Raw genomic sequence first — 15,473 nt, forward strand, 5'->3', positions numbered from 1 at the left:
GAACCACCCGGCTGCGCCGTCCTCGTGGGCGGCGGGCTCCGGGCTGGGGGTGGAAGCCGTCGTGTCGGGCTTCGGCGGAGCGACCGGCGGACGCAGGTCGCGAGTCTCCGCGGAGGTCTCGGCCCGGCTCTCCGCGGCGAACGCGGAGGGGGGTGCAGCGGGCTCGGGGTCGGCGGCAGGCGGCAGCTGCCGTCCACCGAGCGCTGCGTCTGGCAGGCACGTCGTGCAGGGCGTGAAGCCCTCCTCACGTGCCTCCTCGTGAGTGAGCTCCTCGTGCTCCCGCCCGGCCAGCTGACGGCAGCCGGCCATGTGGTAACGCTTGCGTCCGGGGATCACCAGCACGAGCGCGTCCGGCGCGAGGCCACCTGCCGGGGGGCGGCGCGGGGCGGCGGCCGGAACGGTCACCGTCCGCTGCGGCGGTTGCGGACGCGTTTGCTGAGGGGGTGGCTGGTGAGCCACGGGACCGGTCTGGTTGTACGGCAAGCCGGGCGGCAGAAGCCCTGCCGGAGGGGTGGCCGGCGGAGCGGCCTGCCCACCACCGGGGAAGAGCTCGTGTCGCCGCAGGAAGGCCCCGATCACCAGGAACAGCGCGGACAGCACGCTGACCACGATGGACCACATGATCAGGAACGGCTTCGCCAGTACGAAGCCCGCGATCAGCAGCACGACCGCCGCGAGCACCAAACCAGCACTGATAAGGATCACAGAGGGCTCTTTCGAGTGACAGGTCCTAGAAAACCTGTAACTTTACCGGCGGTCGTTGTGCGGACCGTCACCGCCGGGGAAGGCGCCCTGCGGAGCCTCGCCGCCGAACGGGTTGGGGCTGCCGGGAAGAGGCTGCTGGCCACCCTGCACGGCGTGCGACATGGCGGGAGCCTGACCCTGCGGACCACCGGACATGACCGGGAACCCGCCGCTGCCCTCGGCCGAGACGTTGAGCTCGGCGAGCTGGTTCTCCAGGTACAGCTTGAGCCTGCTGCGGTATTCGCGCTCGAAGCTGCGCAGCTCCTCGACCTTGCGCTCGAGCTCGTCACGGGTCTGCACCAGCGAGCCCATGGCCTGGCGGTGACGCTCCTGCGCGTCGCGCTCGAGCGTCTCGGCGCGGGCACGGGCGTCGCCGATGACCTGCTCGGCCTGGCGGCGTGCCTTGGTGAGGATCTCGTCGGCCTCGCGGCGGGCGCGGGTGACCGTCTCGTCCGCCTCCCGGCGGGCGTCGGCGATCGCCTGGTCGGCGGTCTGCTGGGCGAGCGCGAGCACGCGGGCCGCGGTGTCCATGTTGTCCTCGGCGGGAGGCATGCTCATGGCCACGGGGACCGGCTGCTGCTGCACCGGCGGCGGCTCGGGGGCCCGCATGGGCTCCGGCTGCGGCGGCGCCATCATCTCCGGCTTGGGCTGCTCCTGAACCGGGGCGGAGGCCATGGGCATGCTCATGCCACCCGGCACCTTCCCGCGCAGGCACTCGGCCAGCTTCGCGCGGAGCTCCTCGTTCTCTTGGATCAGGCGGTCGAGCTCAGCTTCCACCTCGTCGAGGAAGGCGTCGACCTCTTCCTCGTCGTAGCCCGGCCGCAGCCGGGTGGTACTGAACTGCTTGTTCCGCACATCAGCGGGCGTCAGCGGCATTTTTTGGTCTCCTTGGCGCGCTTGGGAGTCTGTCCGGAGGGACGGTAACCCGAATCACTTCAGCGCGGACACGAGTTGGATCACGACCGGCGCCACACAGCCCGTCATCGCAGCGACCCGGCGATCTGGATCAAGATCAGGACCACGATGAACAGGACAGTGAAGCTTAGGTCAAAGGCCACCGTACCCAACCGGAGCGGGGGAATGAAACGGCGGAGGAACTTGAGTGGTGGGTCTGTTGCGGTGTATGTGGCCTCCGCCAGCACCAGAACGACGCCCGAAGGACGCCACTGGCGAGCGAAAGCCTGCACCGTCTCAAAGATCATCCTGCCGATGAGCAGCACCAAATAGAGAGACAGGACAACGACCAAGATCTGACTGACGATCCCCACGGCCCGGCCGCGCCTCCACTTCTGATGAGCCCTTCCGGTCTCGGCGAGACCCGGTTGGGTGCGATAGACATACAGAGACTCTAACTCTGATTGAAGAACCCGCGTTCCGCGATTCGGGCCTTGTCCTCGGCAGTCACCTCGACATTGGCAGGGGACAACAGGAACACCTTGTTGGTAACACGTTCAATGCTGCCGTGTAGGCCAAAGACGAGACCTGCCGCGAAATCGACAAGCCGCTTTGCGTCACTGTCGACCATCTCGGTCAGATTCATGATGACCGGGGTGCCGTCGCGGAAGTGCTCTCCGATGGTGCGAGCCTCGTTGTACGTCCGCGGATGCAGCGTCGTGATCCGGGCCAGATCCGTCGTGCGGCGCTCCAGGATCGTCGTGGCGGGCCTGGGCGCGGGCACCGGGGAGTCGGGCTCCTCGTCGCGCTCCTGGACCGCTACGGCCCGCTCTTCGCCGGTACGCTGCACCTCGTCCTCGTAGGCGTAATCGTCCGGGTAGGTCTCGTACCTCTCGTAGCGGTCGTCCTCCACGAGACCGAGGTAGACCGCCATCTTGCGCATCGCGCCGGCCATCGCTACGTCGTCCTCCTGCTCATGGTCGCCCTCGCTCGGAGCCCGGCGCCGGGCTCCGAGGCGGTAGCCGTACCCCCTTGGAGCTCACCGCCGATCGACCTCTACCTGATCATGGGCCTGGAGACCCACTTGAGGGGACATTACCTGACGAAGGGCTTGCGACGACCGAGCAACGCCGTACCGACCCGCACGTGTGTCGCGCCGTAGGCGATCGCCTCCACCAGATCCTCGCTCATGCCCGCGGAGACCATCGTGGCGCGGTGGTGCTGCTCCTGTACGCGGGTGGCGATGTCGCGCAGCCTGGCGAACGCCTTGGCGGGCTCCTCGCCCAGCGGCGCCACCGCCATGACGCCGCCCAGCCACACGCCCTCGGCGAGCGCCACCTCGTCGGCGAGCTCCAGCACGTCGGCGGGCCGTGCGCCGCCTCTGGCCGGGTCGTCGTCGAGCGCGACCTGCACCAGGCAGCCGACGTTGCGGCCCTGGCGCACCGCCTCCCTGCTGATCGCCTCCACCAGCCTGAGGCGGTCGACGGAGTGGATCACGTCGGCGTACCCGACGACGGAGCGCACCTTGTTGGTCTGGAGCTGGCCCACGAAGTGCCAGGTCAGCGAGAGGTCGGCGAGCTCGGCGGCCTTGGCCGCGGCCTCCTGGTCGCGGTTCTCGCCGATGTCGCGCACGCCCAGCTCGGCCAGGAGGCGCACGTCCGCGGCCGGCCGGGTCTTGGTGACGGCGATCAGCGTGACCTCGCCGCGGTCGCGGCCCACCGCGCGGCAGGCCGCCGCGATGCGCTCGTCGACCTCGGCGAGACCGGCCGCGATCTCGTCCCTTCTCACGTGAGTCTCCTCCCCGGTACGGCTCTCGGCGCACATGAGCGCGCCGCTCCCGTATCCCTGGGGGAGCGGCGTCGGGTTTCCGTGCTACTTGAGGAAGTCAGGAACGTCGAGTTCCTCTTCTTGTTCCTCGAAGATCACGCGCGGACGTTTGGCCGGCTCCGACATGCGGGAGGTGATGGGCGTGGGTGGGTTGGCGGGCTCGGGCGCGGGCCGAGGGATCGAGACGGGGCCGGACGGCCCGTCGGCCGCGGGCTGGTCGTCCGGCTCGGCGGCCGCCTGCACCGGCTCCACGGGGCGCACCGGCTCGGGACGGGGCTCCGGGCGGGGCTCGGGCCTGAACTCGGTCCTGGGCTCCGGGCGAGGCTCGGGGCGGAAGTCCGTACGGGGCTCAGGACGGGGCTCAGGACGCGGCTCCGGCCTGAAGTCAGTGCGAGGCTCGGATCGCACCTCAGCGCGCGGCTCAGGGCGCAGCGCGGGCGGCTCGGACTTCACGCTGGGAGACGAGACGCTCGGGCGTACGGGCGAGGACACGGGCGGGGCGGGAGGCGGCGACGCGGCGGGACGGCTCGCCGGACGCGGCAGTGGCTTCTCGGCCGGCGCGGGCACGTCGTCGAAGCCGGCCGCGATCACCGTCACGCGCACCTCGTCGCCGAGCGCGTCGTCGATGACCGTGCCGAAGATGATGTTGGCGTCGGGCGCGGCGGCCATGGACACGAGCTGGGCCGCCTCGTTGATCTCGAACAGGCCCAGGTCCGAGCCGCCCGCGATGGACAGCAGCACACCGTGCGCGCCGTCGATGCTCGCCTCGAGCAGCGGGCTGGAGACCGCCATCTCGGCGGCCGCCACCGAGCGGTCGTCGCCGCGGGCGTGGCCGATGCCCATGAGCGCCGAGCCGGCACCGGACATGACCGACTTGACGTCGGCGAAGTCCAGGTTGATCAGACCCGGGGTGGTGATGAGGTCGGTGATGCCCTGCACACCGGACAGCAGCACCTGGTCGGCCGCCTTGAACGCGTCGAGCACGCTCACCTGCCGGTCGGAGATCGACAGCAGCCGGTCGTTGGGGATCACGATCAGCGTGTCGACCTCGTCGCGCAGCGTCTCGATGCCCGCCTCGGCCTGCATGGCCCTGCGACGGCCTTCGAAGCTGAACGGCCTGGTCACGACGCCGATGGTGAGCGCGCCGAGCGACCTGGCGATGTTGGCCACGACGGGCGCGCCGCCGGTGCCGGTGCCGCCGCCCTCGCCCGCCGTGACGAAGACCATGTCGGCCCCCTTGAGGACCTCCTCGATCTCCTCGCGGTGGTCCTCGGCCGCCTTGCGCCCGACGTCGGGGTTGGCGCCCGCGCCGAGTCCGCGCGTGAGCTCGCGGCCCACGTCGAGTTTCACATCGGCGTCACTCATCAGCAGCGCCTGGGCGTCGGTGTTGATGGCGATGAACTCGACGCCCTTGAGTCCCTCCTCGATCATCCGGTTGACGGCGTTCACTCCGCCGCCGCCGATGCCGACGACCTTGATGACCGCGAGGTAGTTCTGCGGTGCTGCCACGACGAGGGGCCTTTCCGCTCGTTGACTTGCCATTTCGGTGCGGATCGTCTCCGCTTTTGTCAGTTCGGGTAACTCTCAACCTCAGGTTGAGATTTAGATTTATGTCAACCTGAGGATTGATACGGACAGTAGGAGCCCCCTACCTGGCGGGTCAACTAACCGCGCCGCAAGCACGTCCGGCGTGTCGCGGGCTGTCCGTTTCGCTCCGAAGTCGCGCCTGGTCGGAGCACTCCTCTGCCGAACCTCCGACTTTAGGCTCTCACGCCGCGACCCCCACCTCGCACAGGCTCGGCGATGCCCTTGCCGCGGACTTGCCAGACCCTGACACTCTTGATCACTTCAGGGTCACCACGTCCGGAGAGCTGACGTCGTAAACCGTGGCCTTCTCCCGTTTGAGAAGCGAGGCCAGAATGCGACCCTTTTCCTTCGGACGGTCGGGGCCGCCCCACACGACGGTACGACCGTCGGACAGCTCCAGGGTCACGCCCTCGGCCGTTCCCGCGCGTACCTGCCTGACCTTCGGCGCCACCTCGTCCGGCAGCGCCTGGATGACCTGGAGCGCGGCCATCATGGCCGGGTCGCCCGCGGCGGGGCGGTCGACCTTGAGCTGGGGCAGCAGCGGCGGGAGCGCGGACTTGATCTCGATCACCACACCCTGCTTGTCCACGACGGCGAACTTGCCTCCGGCGGGGATGGCGGCGATGGGCTCGCGCTCGACGACCTCGATCTTGAGCGTGCCCGGCCAGACCCGGTCGACCTTGGCGCCGGCGAGTTGCCTGATGCCCAGGACGCGGCTCTGGACGCCGGCGAGGTCGACCGTGGCCAGCGGGTGCAGGTCCGCCACCCCGGCCTGCTGCTTGATCCGCTCGCTCGGGACTGTGAGATTTCCCACGATCTCGATCGAGCGCACGCCCAACACGGGTGAGAAGAACACCAGCCAGGCGGCCGTCCCCACCACCCCTGCCGTCAGCAACACCAGGAACGCCGTCCGCGCCTTCAATCGCCCTCCCGCCGTATCGGCACCGAACCTACGCCTGAGTACGACATGACGCCGCACGCCACGCCCAACGCTTCTTGAGAGGAGGCGGCGGCGCGTAAATACGGCGAGCCGTCAGGACAGGCGGGTGACGATCTGCGGGCCGAGCTCCGTGACGTCGCCCGCCCCCATCGTGAGCACGATGTCCCCAGGCCGAGCCCGCTCGGCCACCAGCGCGGGGACCGTGGCCCGGTCCGGGGCGTACGCCACCCGCTCAGGTGGCAGCGGCACGCGCGAGGCCACCATCGCCCCGGACACCCCGGGCTCGGGGTCCTCCCGGGCGCCGTAGACGTCGAGCACGATGGCCTCGTCGGCCAGCCCGAGCGCCGCGCCGAACTCGTCGGCGAAGTACCGCGTACGCGAGTACAGGTGCGGCTGGAAGATCGCGATGACCCGCCCGGTGCCGGAGTAGGAGGCGACCACGTCGCGGGCGGCCCGCAGGTCGGCGGCGAGCTCGGTCGGATGGTGGGCGTAGCTGTCGAACACGGCGACCCCGCGCGCCTCGCCCTTGGCCTCGAAGCGCCGCTTGGCCCCTGTGAAGGCCCCCAGCCCCTCTCTGATCTCCTCGAAGGGCAGCCCCAGCTCATCGGCCACGGCGATCACCGCGGTGGCGTTGAGCGCGTTGTGCGCCCCGGGGACCGCCAGCCGCACGGCGCCCCTGCCCGCGATCTCGAACACGGTCCCGAACCCGTCGGGCCGTACGCCGCTCACGAGGTAGTCCTCGCCCTCGAGGCCGTACGTCCTGACCCGCAGCCCCCGCTCCCGCGCCTTGCGGGCCAGCTCGGCCGCGCCGGGGTCGTCGGCGCAGGCGATGAGCAGCGAGCCGACCCGGTCGGCGAACCTGGCGAAGCTGTCGTGCACGGCCCGCGGGTCGCCGTAGTTGTCCAGATGGTCGGCCTCGACGTTGGTCACCACCGCGATGTCGGGGGCGAGCATGAGGAACGACCCGTCGCTCTCGTCGGCCTCGGCCACGAACACCGTGCCCTGCCCGTCGTCGGCGCCGAGCCCGGTGGTGACGAGCTGGCCGCCCACGCAGTAGGACGGGTCGGCGCCGCACTTCTGCAGCGCCACGGTGAGCATCGAGGTCGTGGTGGTCTTGCCGTGGGTGCCCGCGATGGCCACGGCGGTGCGCCCGGCCATGACGGAGGCCAGCGCGGCCGCCCGCGGGATGATCCGCAGCCCCTGCTTGAGCGCCTCGCCGAGCTCCGGGTTGGAGTCGCGGATGGCGGTCGAGACGACCACGGTGTCGACGTCCCTGATGTGGGAGGCGGCGTGGCCGATGTGCACGGTCGCGCCCAGCTCGCGCAGCTCGGTGACCAGCTCGGAACTGCGCGCGTCGCTGCCCGACACCCGCACGCCGCGCTTGAGCAGGATGCGGGCGATCCCGGACATGCCCGCGCCGCCGATGCCGATGAAGTGCACGCGTCCCAGATCTTCGACGCGGACGGAATCGACCAGCTTGACGAGACTCATCGGGCTATCTCCAACACTTTCCTGGCAAGCATGATATCGGCGTCTTTGCGCCCCAGCCGGGAGGCGGCCTCCGACATGGCGGCGACCCGCTCGGGGTCGTGGAGCATGGGCAGCACGTTCTGGATGATCCAATCGGGTGACAGGTCGGCGTCGTCGGCCATCAGGCCGCCGCCGCCCTTGGCGATGCGCTCGGCGTTGATGCGCTGCTCGCCGTTGCCGTGCGGCAGCGGCACGTAAGCGGCCGGCAGGCCCACCGCGGTCAGCTCGGCGCACGTCAGCGCCCCGCTGCGGCACAGCGCGACGTCGGCGGCCGCGTACGCGAGGTCCATGCGGTCGACATAGGGCAGCAGGACGTATTGCGGGTCGCCGGGCGGTGGCTCGTGGTCGACGGTGTTCTTCGGGCCGAGCACGTGCAGCACCTGCACGCCGGCCCGCCGCAGGACCGGCGCGGCCGCCAGCGCCGCCTGGTTGAGCGATCTGGCCCCCTGCGAGCCGCCGAACACCAGCAGCGTGGGCCGGTCGTTCTCCAGCCCGAACCAGGAGCGGGCCTTGTCGCCCATCGACAGCCGGTCCAGATTGACGATCTCGCGGCGCAGCGGGGTGCCGATGAACTCGGCCTTGGGCAGCGCGGAGTTGGGGAAGCCGGTGAACACGTGCTCGGTGAGCCGGGCGCCCAGCCGGTTGGCGAGACCCGGCCGCGGGTTGGCCTCGTGGACGACGATCGGCAGGCCACGCCGCTTGGCGGCCAGGTAAGCTGGAGTTGCGACGTAACCGCCGAAGCCGACCAGGATGTCGGCTTTGACGCGGTCGAGTATGCCGGCCGTGGCGTTGATCGCGCCTGCGAGCCTGCCGGGGACAGTGAGCAGGCTCGGGGTGATCGCCCTTGGAAGCGGCACGGCCGGCACCAACTCCAGCTCGTAACCCCTGGCGGGCACCAGCCGCGTCTCCAAGCCGCGCTCGGTGCCCACGCAGGTGATGCCGATGGTGGGGTCTAGATGGCGCAGCGCGTCCGCAAGGGCGAGCGCGGGCTCGATGTGCCCGGCCGTCCCCCCACCGGCGAGGACCACCCTCATCTCGGTCACTCCCTAACGTGTCACTCGGCCTCTGGTCGTACCTCCCAGGCCAAGCCAGCTTAGGGCCCGGGCGGCGGCTCCGGGGCCACGGGCCGCCAACGCCTCGCGCGCTCCCGGCTCGCGTTTGGCGAACGACAGCAGCATGCCGAGCGCCGCGAGCGTGGGCAGCAACGAGGATCCACCGTACGAGACCAGCGGAAGCGGGATGCCGGTGATCGGCAGCACGCCGAGCACGGCCCCCATGTTGACGGTGGCCTGACCGACGATCCAGGCCACCATGGCGGCGGCCGACAGCCTGATGAAGGGGTCGTTGACCCGCACGGCCACCCGCAACCCGGCATAGCCCATCAGCCCGAACAACGCGACCACCATCAGCGTGCCCATCAGCCCGAGCTCCTCGCCCAGGATGGCGAAGATGAAGTCGCTCTCCCCGTGCGGCAGCCAGCTCCACTTCTGCCGGCTGCTGCCGAGCCCGAGCCCGAACCAGCCGCCCGAGCCCATGGCGATCTGCCCCTGGACGGCCTGGTAGCCGGCGCCCTGCGCGTCCGCCCACGGGTCGAGGAACGCGCCGATGCGCGCCATCCGGTACGGCTCCACCTTGATCATGATGATCGCGGCCAGCACGGCCAGCGACAGGATGCCGCCGAACAGCTTGATCGGCGCCCCCACCACCCACAGCAGCGCCAAGAAGATCATGAACAGCACCAGCGTGGTGCCCAGGTCGCGGCCCAGCATGACCAGGACGGCCAGGATCGCGGTGCCCGGCATGAGCGGGATCAGCATCTGCCGCCACTCGATCCGGCCCTGCCGCGCCCGCCTGGCCAGCAGGTCGGCGCCCCACAGCACGAGCCCCAGCTTGGCGGGCTCCGACGGCTGGATGGTGAGCGGGCCGATGTAGATCCACCGTTGCGCGCCCAGCTCGGACGAGCCGATGAACAGCACCATGACCAGCGCGATGATCGACAGCGCCATCAGCGGGTAGCCGGCCCAGCGGAAGAACTTGACCGGCAGGCGCGAGCAGGCGTACATCACGGGCACGCCGATCGCGGCCGACAACGACTGCTTGATGAACCACGAGAACGGGCTGCCGGTCTTCTGCAGCGCCTCGATGCTGGAGGCCGACAACACCATCATCAACCCGAGCGCGAGCAGCAGCGCGCTGCACATGATGATCAGGTAGTAGGTGGTCAGCGGCTTCTCGAGCAGCTCCTTCAGCGCGGCCAGCTGCTCGCGGAACGGGCTCGCCGGCCGCTGCGCGGCGCCCGGCCGCTCCTCAGCGGTCGTGCTCACGTCGCCGCCTCAGCTCGTGTACGGCACGCGCGAAGGCCTCCCCTCGCGCGGGATAGCCGGCGAACATGTCGAGGGAGGCCGCCGACGGGGAGAGGAGCACGGTGTCACCCGGCGAGGCCAGGCGGGCGGCTTCGGTGACGACTCTGTCCATCGCACCAGTGTCCCGATCAGCGATGTCCACGACGGGGACATTCGGGGCGTGTCGCGCGATGGCTTCAGCGATCCTGGCTCGATCGGCGCCGAGCAGCACCGCGCCGCGCAGTCTGAGGGCGGCCTGGCGTACCAGGTCGTCGACGTCAGCGCCCTTGAGCTGGCCGCCTGCCACCCACACGATCGACGGGTACGACGCGAGCGCCGCGGCGGCGGCGTGCGGGTTGGTGGCCTTGGAGTCGTCGACGTAGTCCACGTCGCCGATCCGGTCGACATGGGACAGGCGGTGCGGGTCCGGTGTGAAGTCCCGCAGGCCCTGACGTACCGCCTCGGACGGGACGCCGAGCGAGCGGGCCAGGGCGGCGGCGGCCAGCGCGTTGGCGACGTTGTGCGGCGCGAACGGCCGTACGTCCTCCAGCGTCGCCAGCTCCTCGGCCGCCTCCACCGGGTCCGCCACGAACGCCCGGTCCACCAGCAGGTCCTCCACGACGCCGATCTCACCGCGCTTGGGCACCCTGAGCGTGAACCCGACGGCCCCCGGGTAGGGCGCGGCCAGCCGGGTCGCCTCGGGGTCGTCGGCGTTGAAGATCACGGTGCCGGCGCGTTCGTAGATGCGGCCCTTGGCGGCGGCGTACGCCTCCATGGAGCCGTGCCAGTCCAGGTGGTCGGGTGCGACGTTCAGGATGGCCGCGGCGTGCGGGGCCAGGGTGCTCGACCAGTGCAGCTGGAAGCTGGACAGCTCGACGGCCAGCACGTCGTACGGCTCGCCGACGGCGCGTACCACGGGGACGCCCACGTTGCCCACGGCCAGGGCCTTGTGGCCGGCGGCGAGCAGGATGGAGGTGAGCATGCGCACGGCGGTGGTCTTGCCGTTGGTGCCGGTCAGCGCCAGCCACGGGGCGGCCTGGGCCGGGCGCAGCCGCCAGGCCAGCTCCACCTCGCCCACGACCTCCACCCCGGCCTCGGTCGCGGCGGCGATCAACTGGTGGTGCGGCGCCCAGCCCGTGGTGACGAGCCGGGTGACGCCCTCGGGCAGCGTCATCTCCCCGAACCGGGTCTCGACGCCGAGCCTGGCCAGCTCGGCCGCGGCGGCGAGCTGCGGCTCCCCGGCCACGGCCTCCACGACCACGACCCGCTCCCCGCGCTCGGCCAGCACCCTGGCCACGGCGGTGCCGGAGACGCCGAGCCCGGCGACGCACGTCACGCTCATCAGGGCATCCACTCGACGTAGAAGAGACCGAGCCCGAGCGCCGCGCAGAGCATCGCGATCAGCCAGAAGCGGACCACGATGGTGGTCTCCGCCCAGCCCTTGAGCTCGAAGTGGTGCTGCAGCGGCGCCATCCTGAACACCCGTTTGCCGGTCATCTTGAAGAACCCGACCTGGATGATCACCGACATCGTGATCATCACGCACAGACCGGCGAGGATGATCAGCAGCAGCTGGGTGCGGGTGGCGATGGCCAGCCCGGCCAGCACTCCGCCCAGGGCCAGCGAGCCGGTGTCACCCATGAAGATCCGGGCGGGCGGGGCGTTCCACCACAGGAACCCGATGAGCGCCCCGAGCACGGCGGCGGCCACCACGGCCAGGTCGAGCGGATCTCGTACCCAGTAGCAGTTGGGGCCGAGCTGGTCGATGCAGTTGTTGCGCAGCTGCCAGTTGCCGATCAGCACGTACGCGCCGAGCACCACGCCGGACGCGCCGCTGGCCAGGCCGTCGAGGCCGTCGGTGAGGTTCACCGCGTTGGAGAACCCGACGATCATGATGAGCACCCAGATGGTGAACCCGGCCAGGCCGATCGACGGGCCGATGTCGCGCAGGAACGACACGCGGGTCTCGGCGGGGGTGATGCCGTAGACGTTCGGCTGGCGTACCACCAGGACGGCGAAGACGGCGCCCACGATGAGCTGGCCGAGCGCCTTGGCCCCACTGCGCAGGCCGAGGCTGCGCTGCTTGTAGATCTTGATGAAGTCGTCGAGGAACCCGACCGCGCCGAGGCCCGTCATGAGGAACAACACCAGCATGCCCGAGACCGTCGGCGGCGTCAGCGTGGCCAGGTGGGAGGCGCCGTACGCGAACAAGGAGGCCAGCACGAACACCGTGCCGCCCATGGTGGGGGTGCCCCGCTTACCGTGGTGGCCGCCCTGCTGCAGCTCCTCACGGATCTCCTGGCCATAGCCGCGCCGCGAGAACAGCCTGATCGCCAGAGGGGTGCCCAGCATCGACAGGACCAGGCCGATCGCGCCGGCGATGACGATGTTGATCACTGAGCGGCACCTCCGAGCACGAGCTCGGCCGTCCGCTCCAGACCCATCGCCCTCGGCCCCTTGATCAGCACCGCGTCACCGGGGCGCAGCCACTGGTTCAGCTCTGCCGCCGCGGCCTCGGCGTCGGGCACGTGCACGATCCGGGGCGGATACGCCGGTCCCCCGCCCCCGGGCGGCCCACCGACGGGCGGCGGACCGCCAACCGCATGCTGCGGTCCCTGCGGCGGCGCGGGCGGCGGGCCCGCGGGCGCCTGCCAGCCCTGCGGCACACCGCCGGCGGGCGCCTGCCAGCCGTGCGGCTGGCCCTCCTGCGGGCCGGGCACCGGCGCGCCCGGCGGCGGCACCGGCGGAGACCCGGCCGGCCCTTGAGGGCCGGAAGCGGGCTGCGCGGCTGGGGGCAGGGCGGCGGGGCCGTGCGGAGCGCCTGGTGCGGGCGCGTGGGCGGCGGCGTGGGCACCTTCCAGGACCGGTTCGGCATCCGGGCCGGCCACGATGAGGCCGGCCAGGCCGGCGCCCCCGGCCAGGCGGCCGAGCTCGGCGTTCAGCGCGGGCCCCTCGTCGCCCAGCTCCCGCAGCGCCGCGATGACGGCGAAGCGCCGCCGCCCCCGCCCCAGCACCTCGAACGCCTCGAAGGCGGCCCGCATGGAGTCCGGGTTGGCGTTGTACGCGTCGTTGACCACTGTCACCCCGTCGGCCCGGTCGGTGACCTCCATCCGCCACCGGCTGGCCGGTGTGGCGGCGGACAGCTCCGCCGCGATGGTGGCGACCGGCAGCCCGAGCTCGTATCCGGCCGCCGCGGCCGCCAGCGCGTTGTCGACCGCGTGCGCCCCGTACAGCTTCAGCGACACGTGCGCGGACCCCGACGGGGTGCGCAGCGTGAAGGAGGCCCGCCCGCGGACGTCCACCACGACCCCCTCGGCCCGGATGGCCGCCTCCTCGCTCCGCCCGAAGTACGTGACCCGCGCGTCGGTCCGCGAGGCCATCTCCCGCACGTACGGGTCGTCGGCGTTGAGCACGGCGACCCCGGTGCGCGGCAGCGCCTCCACCAGCTCGCCCTTGGCCTTGGCGATGGCCTCCTTGCCGCCGAACACGCCGAGGTGCGCGGTGCCGACGTTGAGCACCACGCCGATCTTCGGGGGCGCGATGCGGGTCAGGTCCTTGATGTGGCCGAGGTTGCGCGCGGCCAGCTCCAGCACCATGAACCGGGTGCCGGCGTCGGCGCGCAGCACGGTCAGCGGGTGGCCGAGCTCGTTGTTGAAGCTGCCGACCGGCGCGATGGTGGGCCCGATCCGCGCGGTCAGCCTGGCCAGCAGGTCCTTGGTGCTGGTCTTGCCGGCCGAGCCGGTCACGCCGATCACGGTGGCGTCAGGCAGCGCGGCGACCTGGGCGGCGGCCAGCTCCGCCAGCGCGACGGCGGCGTCGGGCACGATCACCGCGGGCGCGTCGACCGGCCGGGCGGCCAGGACGGCGACGGCTCCGGCCCGGACGGCCTGCGCGGCGTAGTCGTGACCGTCGACCCGCGCGCCCCTGAAGGCGACGAACAACGATCCCGGTTCGACGGCCCGCGAGTCGATCACAACGGGCCCGCGCACCACCGCGCGGGGATCGGCCATGCCCGACAGGGCGCCCGAGGTTATCTCGGCGATCCTGGCCAGAGGCAACGGGATCATTAGTGCTTCCTGCTTTCCTTGCGTGCGTCGATCGCCTCGGCGACCACCTCCCGGTCGTCGAAGGGGATCACCTCGCCTGACATGTATTGACCCTGCTCGTGACCCTTGCCTGCCACGACGATCACGTCGCCGCGGCCGGCGCCGGCGATCGCCAGGCCGATGGCGGCCGCGCGGTCGGGCTCAATGATCACATGAGCGCGGTCGTGCTGCGGAACGCGGAGCGCTCCCTCCATCATCGTCGCGAGGATGGCGAGCGGATCCTCCGAACGGGGATTGTCGCTCGTGAAGATGGCCACATCTGCCAACTGTGCGGAAATCTCACCCATGATGGGCCTTTTGCCCTTGTCGCGGTCTCCGCCGCAGCCGAGCACGATCACGAGCCGGCCCGCGGTGACGGTGCGCAGCGACCGCAGCACCGACTCCACGGCGCCGGGCTTGTGGGAGTAGTCCACGATCGCCTGGAACTCGTCCTCGGCGCCCGTGACCCGCTGCATCCGCCCGGGCACGCCGGTGAGCATGCCGACGCCGTGCACCGCCGTCTGCAGCGGCACCCCCGCCTCGACCAGCGTGACGATGGCCCCGAGCGCGTTGGCGACGTTGAACGGCCCCGGCAGCGCGATCTGCGCGTCGGCCTCGACGCCGCCCGGACCCACCACGCGGAACGCGCTGCCGTCCGCGCCGAGCCTGACCTCCAGCGCCCGCCACGCGGCCTCCGGGTCGCCCTGCGCCGAGAACGTCGTCATCGGCACCTTCGCCAGGTCCAGCAGCTCGCGGCCGTAGCGGTCGTCGATGTTGGTCACGCCGACGCGGCTCAGCTCCGGCTGGAACAGCCGCGCCTTGGTCGCGAAGTAGTCCTCGAAGTCCTTGTGGAAGTCGAGATGGTCCTGGGAGAGGTTGGTGAACAGGGCCACGTCGTAGAAGACGCCGTCGATCCTGCCGAGGGCGAGCGCGTGGCTGGAGACCTCCATGGCGGCCGCGGTGACGCCCTCCTCACGCATCAGCGCGAACAGTCCGTGCAGCGCCGGCGCCTCCGGCGTGGTCAGCGTCGGCTGGTAGCGCAGGTCACCCGCGCGGATCTCGACGCCGCCCACCAGGCCCGTCCGGTGCCCGGCGGCCCTCAGGCCCGCCTCCAGCATGAACGTGGTGGTGGACTTGCCGCTGGTGCCGGTCACGCCGATGACCTGGATGTCGTGGGCCGGCTGCCCGTACACCCAGGAGGAGATCTGCCCGAGCAGCGCGCGCGGATCGGGCACGATCAGCACGGGCAGCCCGGTGGCCACGGCCGCGTCGCGCCCCTCCCGGTCGGTGAGGACGGCCACCGCGCCGCCGGCCATCGCCTCGGCGGCGAAGGCGGCGCCGTGGACGCGGCTGCCGGGCAGCGCGACGTAGAGATCCCCGCGTCTGGCGTCGCGGGAGTCGATGGTGACGCCGGTCAGGGCGGCGTGTGGCGAGCGCGACGTGCCCGAATCGGCATCGAGCATGGTCGCGAGCCCGGTCAGCGGGCGGGGCGGGCTGGTCGTGGGACGCATAGACGACGGGGGA

General features: G+C 71.3%; 13 protein-coding genes and 1 pseudogene. All 14 read right to left on the reverse strand.

Going from position 1 to position 15,473, the window contains the following annotated elements; all coding sequences use genetic code 11:
* Window positions 1-705 (reverse strand): annotated as a pseudogene (locus ETD86_RS17935) (hypothetical protein); the annotation flags it as partial.
* Between the two features lie 42 nt (window positions 706-747).
* A complete protein-coding gene (locus tag ETD86_RS17940; RefSeq protein WP_138667302.1) occupies window positions 748-1,620 on the reverse strand; it encodes a DivIVA domain-containing protein in 873 nt (290 codons plus the stop codon).
* A 104-nt stretch (window positions 1,621-1,724) separates the two neighbouring features.
* Entirely contained in the window at window positions 1,725-2,012 is a 288-nt protein-coding gene (locus ETD86_RS17945) for a YggT family protein (protein WP_138667303.1), read from the reverse strand.
* 80 nt (window positions 2,013-2,092) lie between these two features.
* Window positions 2,093-2,593 carry a cell division protein SepF gene (locus ETD86_RS17950; protein ID WP_138667304.1) on the reverse strand — a complete coding sequence of 167 codons (501 nt, stop codon included), beginning with the start codon at window positions 2,591-2,593 and terminating at the stop codon, window positions 2,093-2,095.
* A gap of 140 nt (window positions 2,594-2,733) precedes the next feature.
* Window positions 2,734-3,462 (reverse strand): YggS family pyridoxal phosphate-dependent enzyme, encoded by a 729-nt coding sequence (locus tag ETD86_RS17955; RefSeq protein WP_138667305.1) that lies wholly within the window; start codon window positions 3,460-3,462, stop codon window positions 2,734-2,736.
* A 48-nt stretch (window positions 3,463-3,510) separates the two neighbouring features.
* Entirely contained in the window at window positions 3,511-4,974 is a 1,464-nt protein-coding gene (gene ftsZ, locus ETD86_RS17960) for a cell division protein FtsZ (protein WP_138667306.1), read from the reverse strand.
* Between the two features lie 334 nt (window positions 4,975-5,308).
* Window positions 5,309-5,974, reverse strand: coding sequence for a cell division protein FtsQ/DivIB (locus ETD86_RS17965; RefSeq protein ID WP_138667307.1), 666 nt, complete (start codon window positions 5,972-5,974; stop codon window positions 5,309-5,311).
* 111 nt (window positions 5,975-6,085) lie between these two features.
* A complete protein-coding gene (gene murC / locus ETD86_RS17970) occupies window positions 6,086-7,483 on the reverse strand; it encodes a UDP-N-acetylmuramate--L-alanine ligase (protein WP_138667308.1) in 1,398 nt (465 codons plus the stop codon).
* Window positions 7,480-8,556: an undecaprenyldiphospho-muramoylpentapeptide beta-N-acetylglucosaminyltransferase gene (gene murG, locus ETD86_RS17975; RefSeq protein WP_138667309.1), complete on the reverse strand. Its 1,077-nt coding sequence runs from the start codon at window positions 8,554-8,556 to the stop codon at window positions 7,480-7,482. Before murG ends, murC begins: the two co-directional genes overlap by 4 nt.
* Window positions 8,557-8,568: 12 nt before the next feature.
* A complete protein-coding gene (ftsW, locus tag ETD86_RS17980; RefSeq protein WP_138667310.1) occupies window positions 8,569-9,846 on the reverse strand; it encodes a putative lipid II flippase FtsW in 1,278 nt (425 codons plus the stop codon).
* The gene (gene murD / locus ETD86_RS17985; RefSeq protein ID WP_138667311.1) at window positions 9,830-11,206 is read right to left on the reverse strand and encodes a UDP-N-acetylmuramoyl-L-alanine--D-glutamate ligase; all 1,377 of its coding nucleotides are present in this window, start codon (window positions 11,204-11,206) and stop codon (window positions 9,830-9,832) included. Before murD ends, ftsW begins: the two co-directional genes overlap by 17 nt.
* Window positions 11,206-12,261 carry a phospho-N-acetylmuramoyl-pentapeptide-transferase gene (gene mraY / locus ETD86_RS17990; protein ID WP_138667312.1) on the reverse strand — a complete coding sequence of 352 codons (1,056 nt, stop codon included), beginning with the start codon at window positions 12,259-12,261 and terminating at the stop codon, window positions 11,206-11,208. Before mraY ends, murD begins: the two co-directional genes overlap by 1 nt.
* Entirely contained in the window at window positions 12,258-13,931 is a 1,674-nt protein-coding gene (locus ETD86_RS17995; protein WP_425465643.1) for a UDP-N-acetylmuramoyl-tripeptide--D-alanyl-D-alanine ligase, read from the reverse strand. The genes mraY and ETD86_RS17995 overlap by 4 nt, the downstream gene beginning before the upstream one ends.
* A complete protein-coding gene (locus tag ETD86_RS18000; protein WP_138667313.1) occupies window positions 13,931-15,460 on the reverse strand; it encodes a UDP-N-acetylmuramoyl-L-alanyl-D-glutamate--2,6-diaminopimelate ligase in 1,530 nt (509 codons plus the stop codon). Before ETD86_RS18000 ends, ETD86_RS17995 begins: the two co-directional genes overlap by 1 nt.
* Window positions 15,461-15,473 lie beyond the last annotated feature (13 nt).

Source organism: Nonomuraea turkmeniaca (assembly GCF_005889735.1).
Classification (GTDB): Bacteria; Actinomycetota; Actinomycetes; order Streptosporangiales; family Streptosporangiaceae; genus Nonomuraea; species Nonomuraea turkmeniaca.

Coding starts and splice junctions, on each gene's coding strand:
- ETD86_RS17940 (WP_138667302.1), bottom strand. CDS start 1,620: ATGCCGCTGACGCCCGCTGATGTGCGGAACAAGCAGTTCAGTACCACC.
- murD (WP_138667311.1), bottom strand. CDS start 11,206: ATGAGCGTGACGTGCGTCGCCGGGCTCGGCGTCTCCGGCACCGCCGTG.
- ETD86_RS17955 (WP_138667305.1), bottom strand. CDS start 3,462: ATGTGCGCCGAGAGCCGTACCGGGGAGGAGACTCACGTGAGAAGGGAC.
- murC (WP_138667308.1), bottom strand. CDS start 7,483: ATGAGTCTCGTCAAGCTGGTCGATTCCGTCCGCGTCGAAGATCTGGGA.
- ETD86_RS17995 (WP_425465643.1), bottom strand. CDS start 13,931: ATGATCCCGTTGCCTCTGGCCAGGATCGCCGAGATAACCTCGGGCGCC.
- murG (WP_138667309.1), bottom strand. CDS start 8,556: ATGAGGGTGGTCCTCGCCGGTGGGGGGACGGCCGGGCACATCGAGCCC.
- ETD86_RS17950 (WP_138667304.1), bottom strand. CDS start 2,593: ATGGCCGGCGCGATGCGCAAGATGGCGGTCTACCTCGGTCTCGTGGAG.
- ETD86_RS18000 (WP_138667313.1), bottom strand. CDS start 15,460: ATGCGTCCCACGACCAGCCCGCCCCGCCCGCTGACCGGGCTCGCGACC.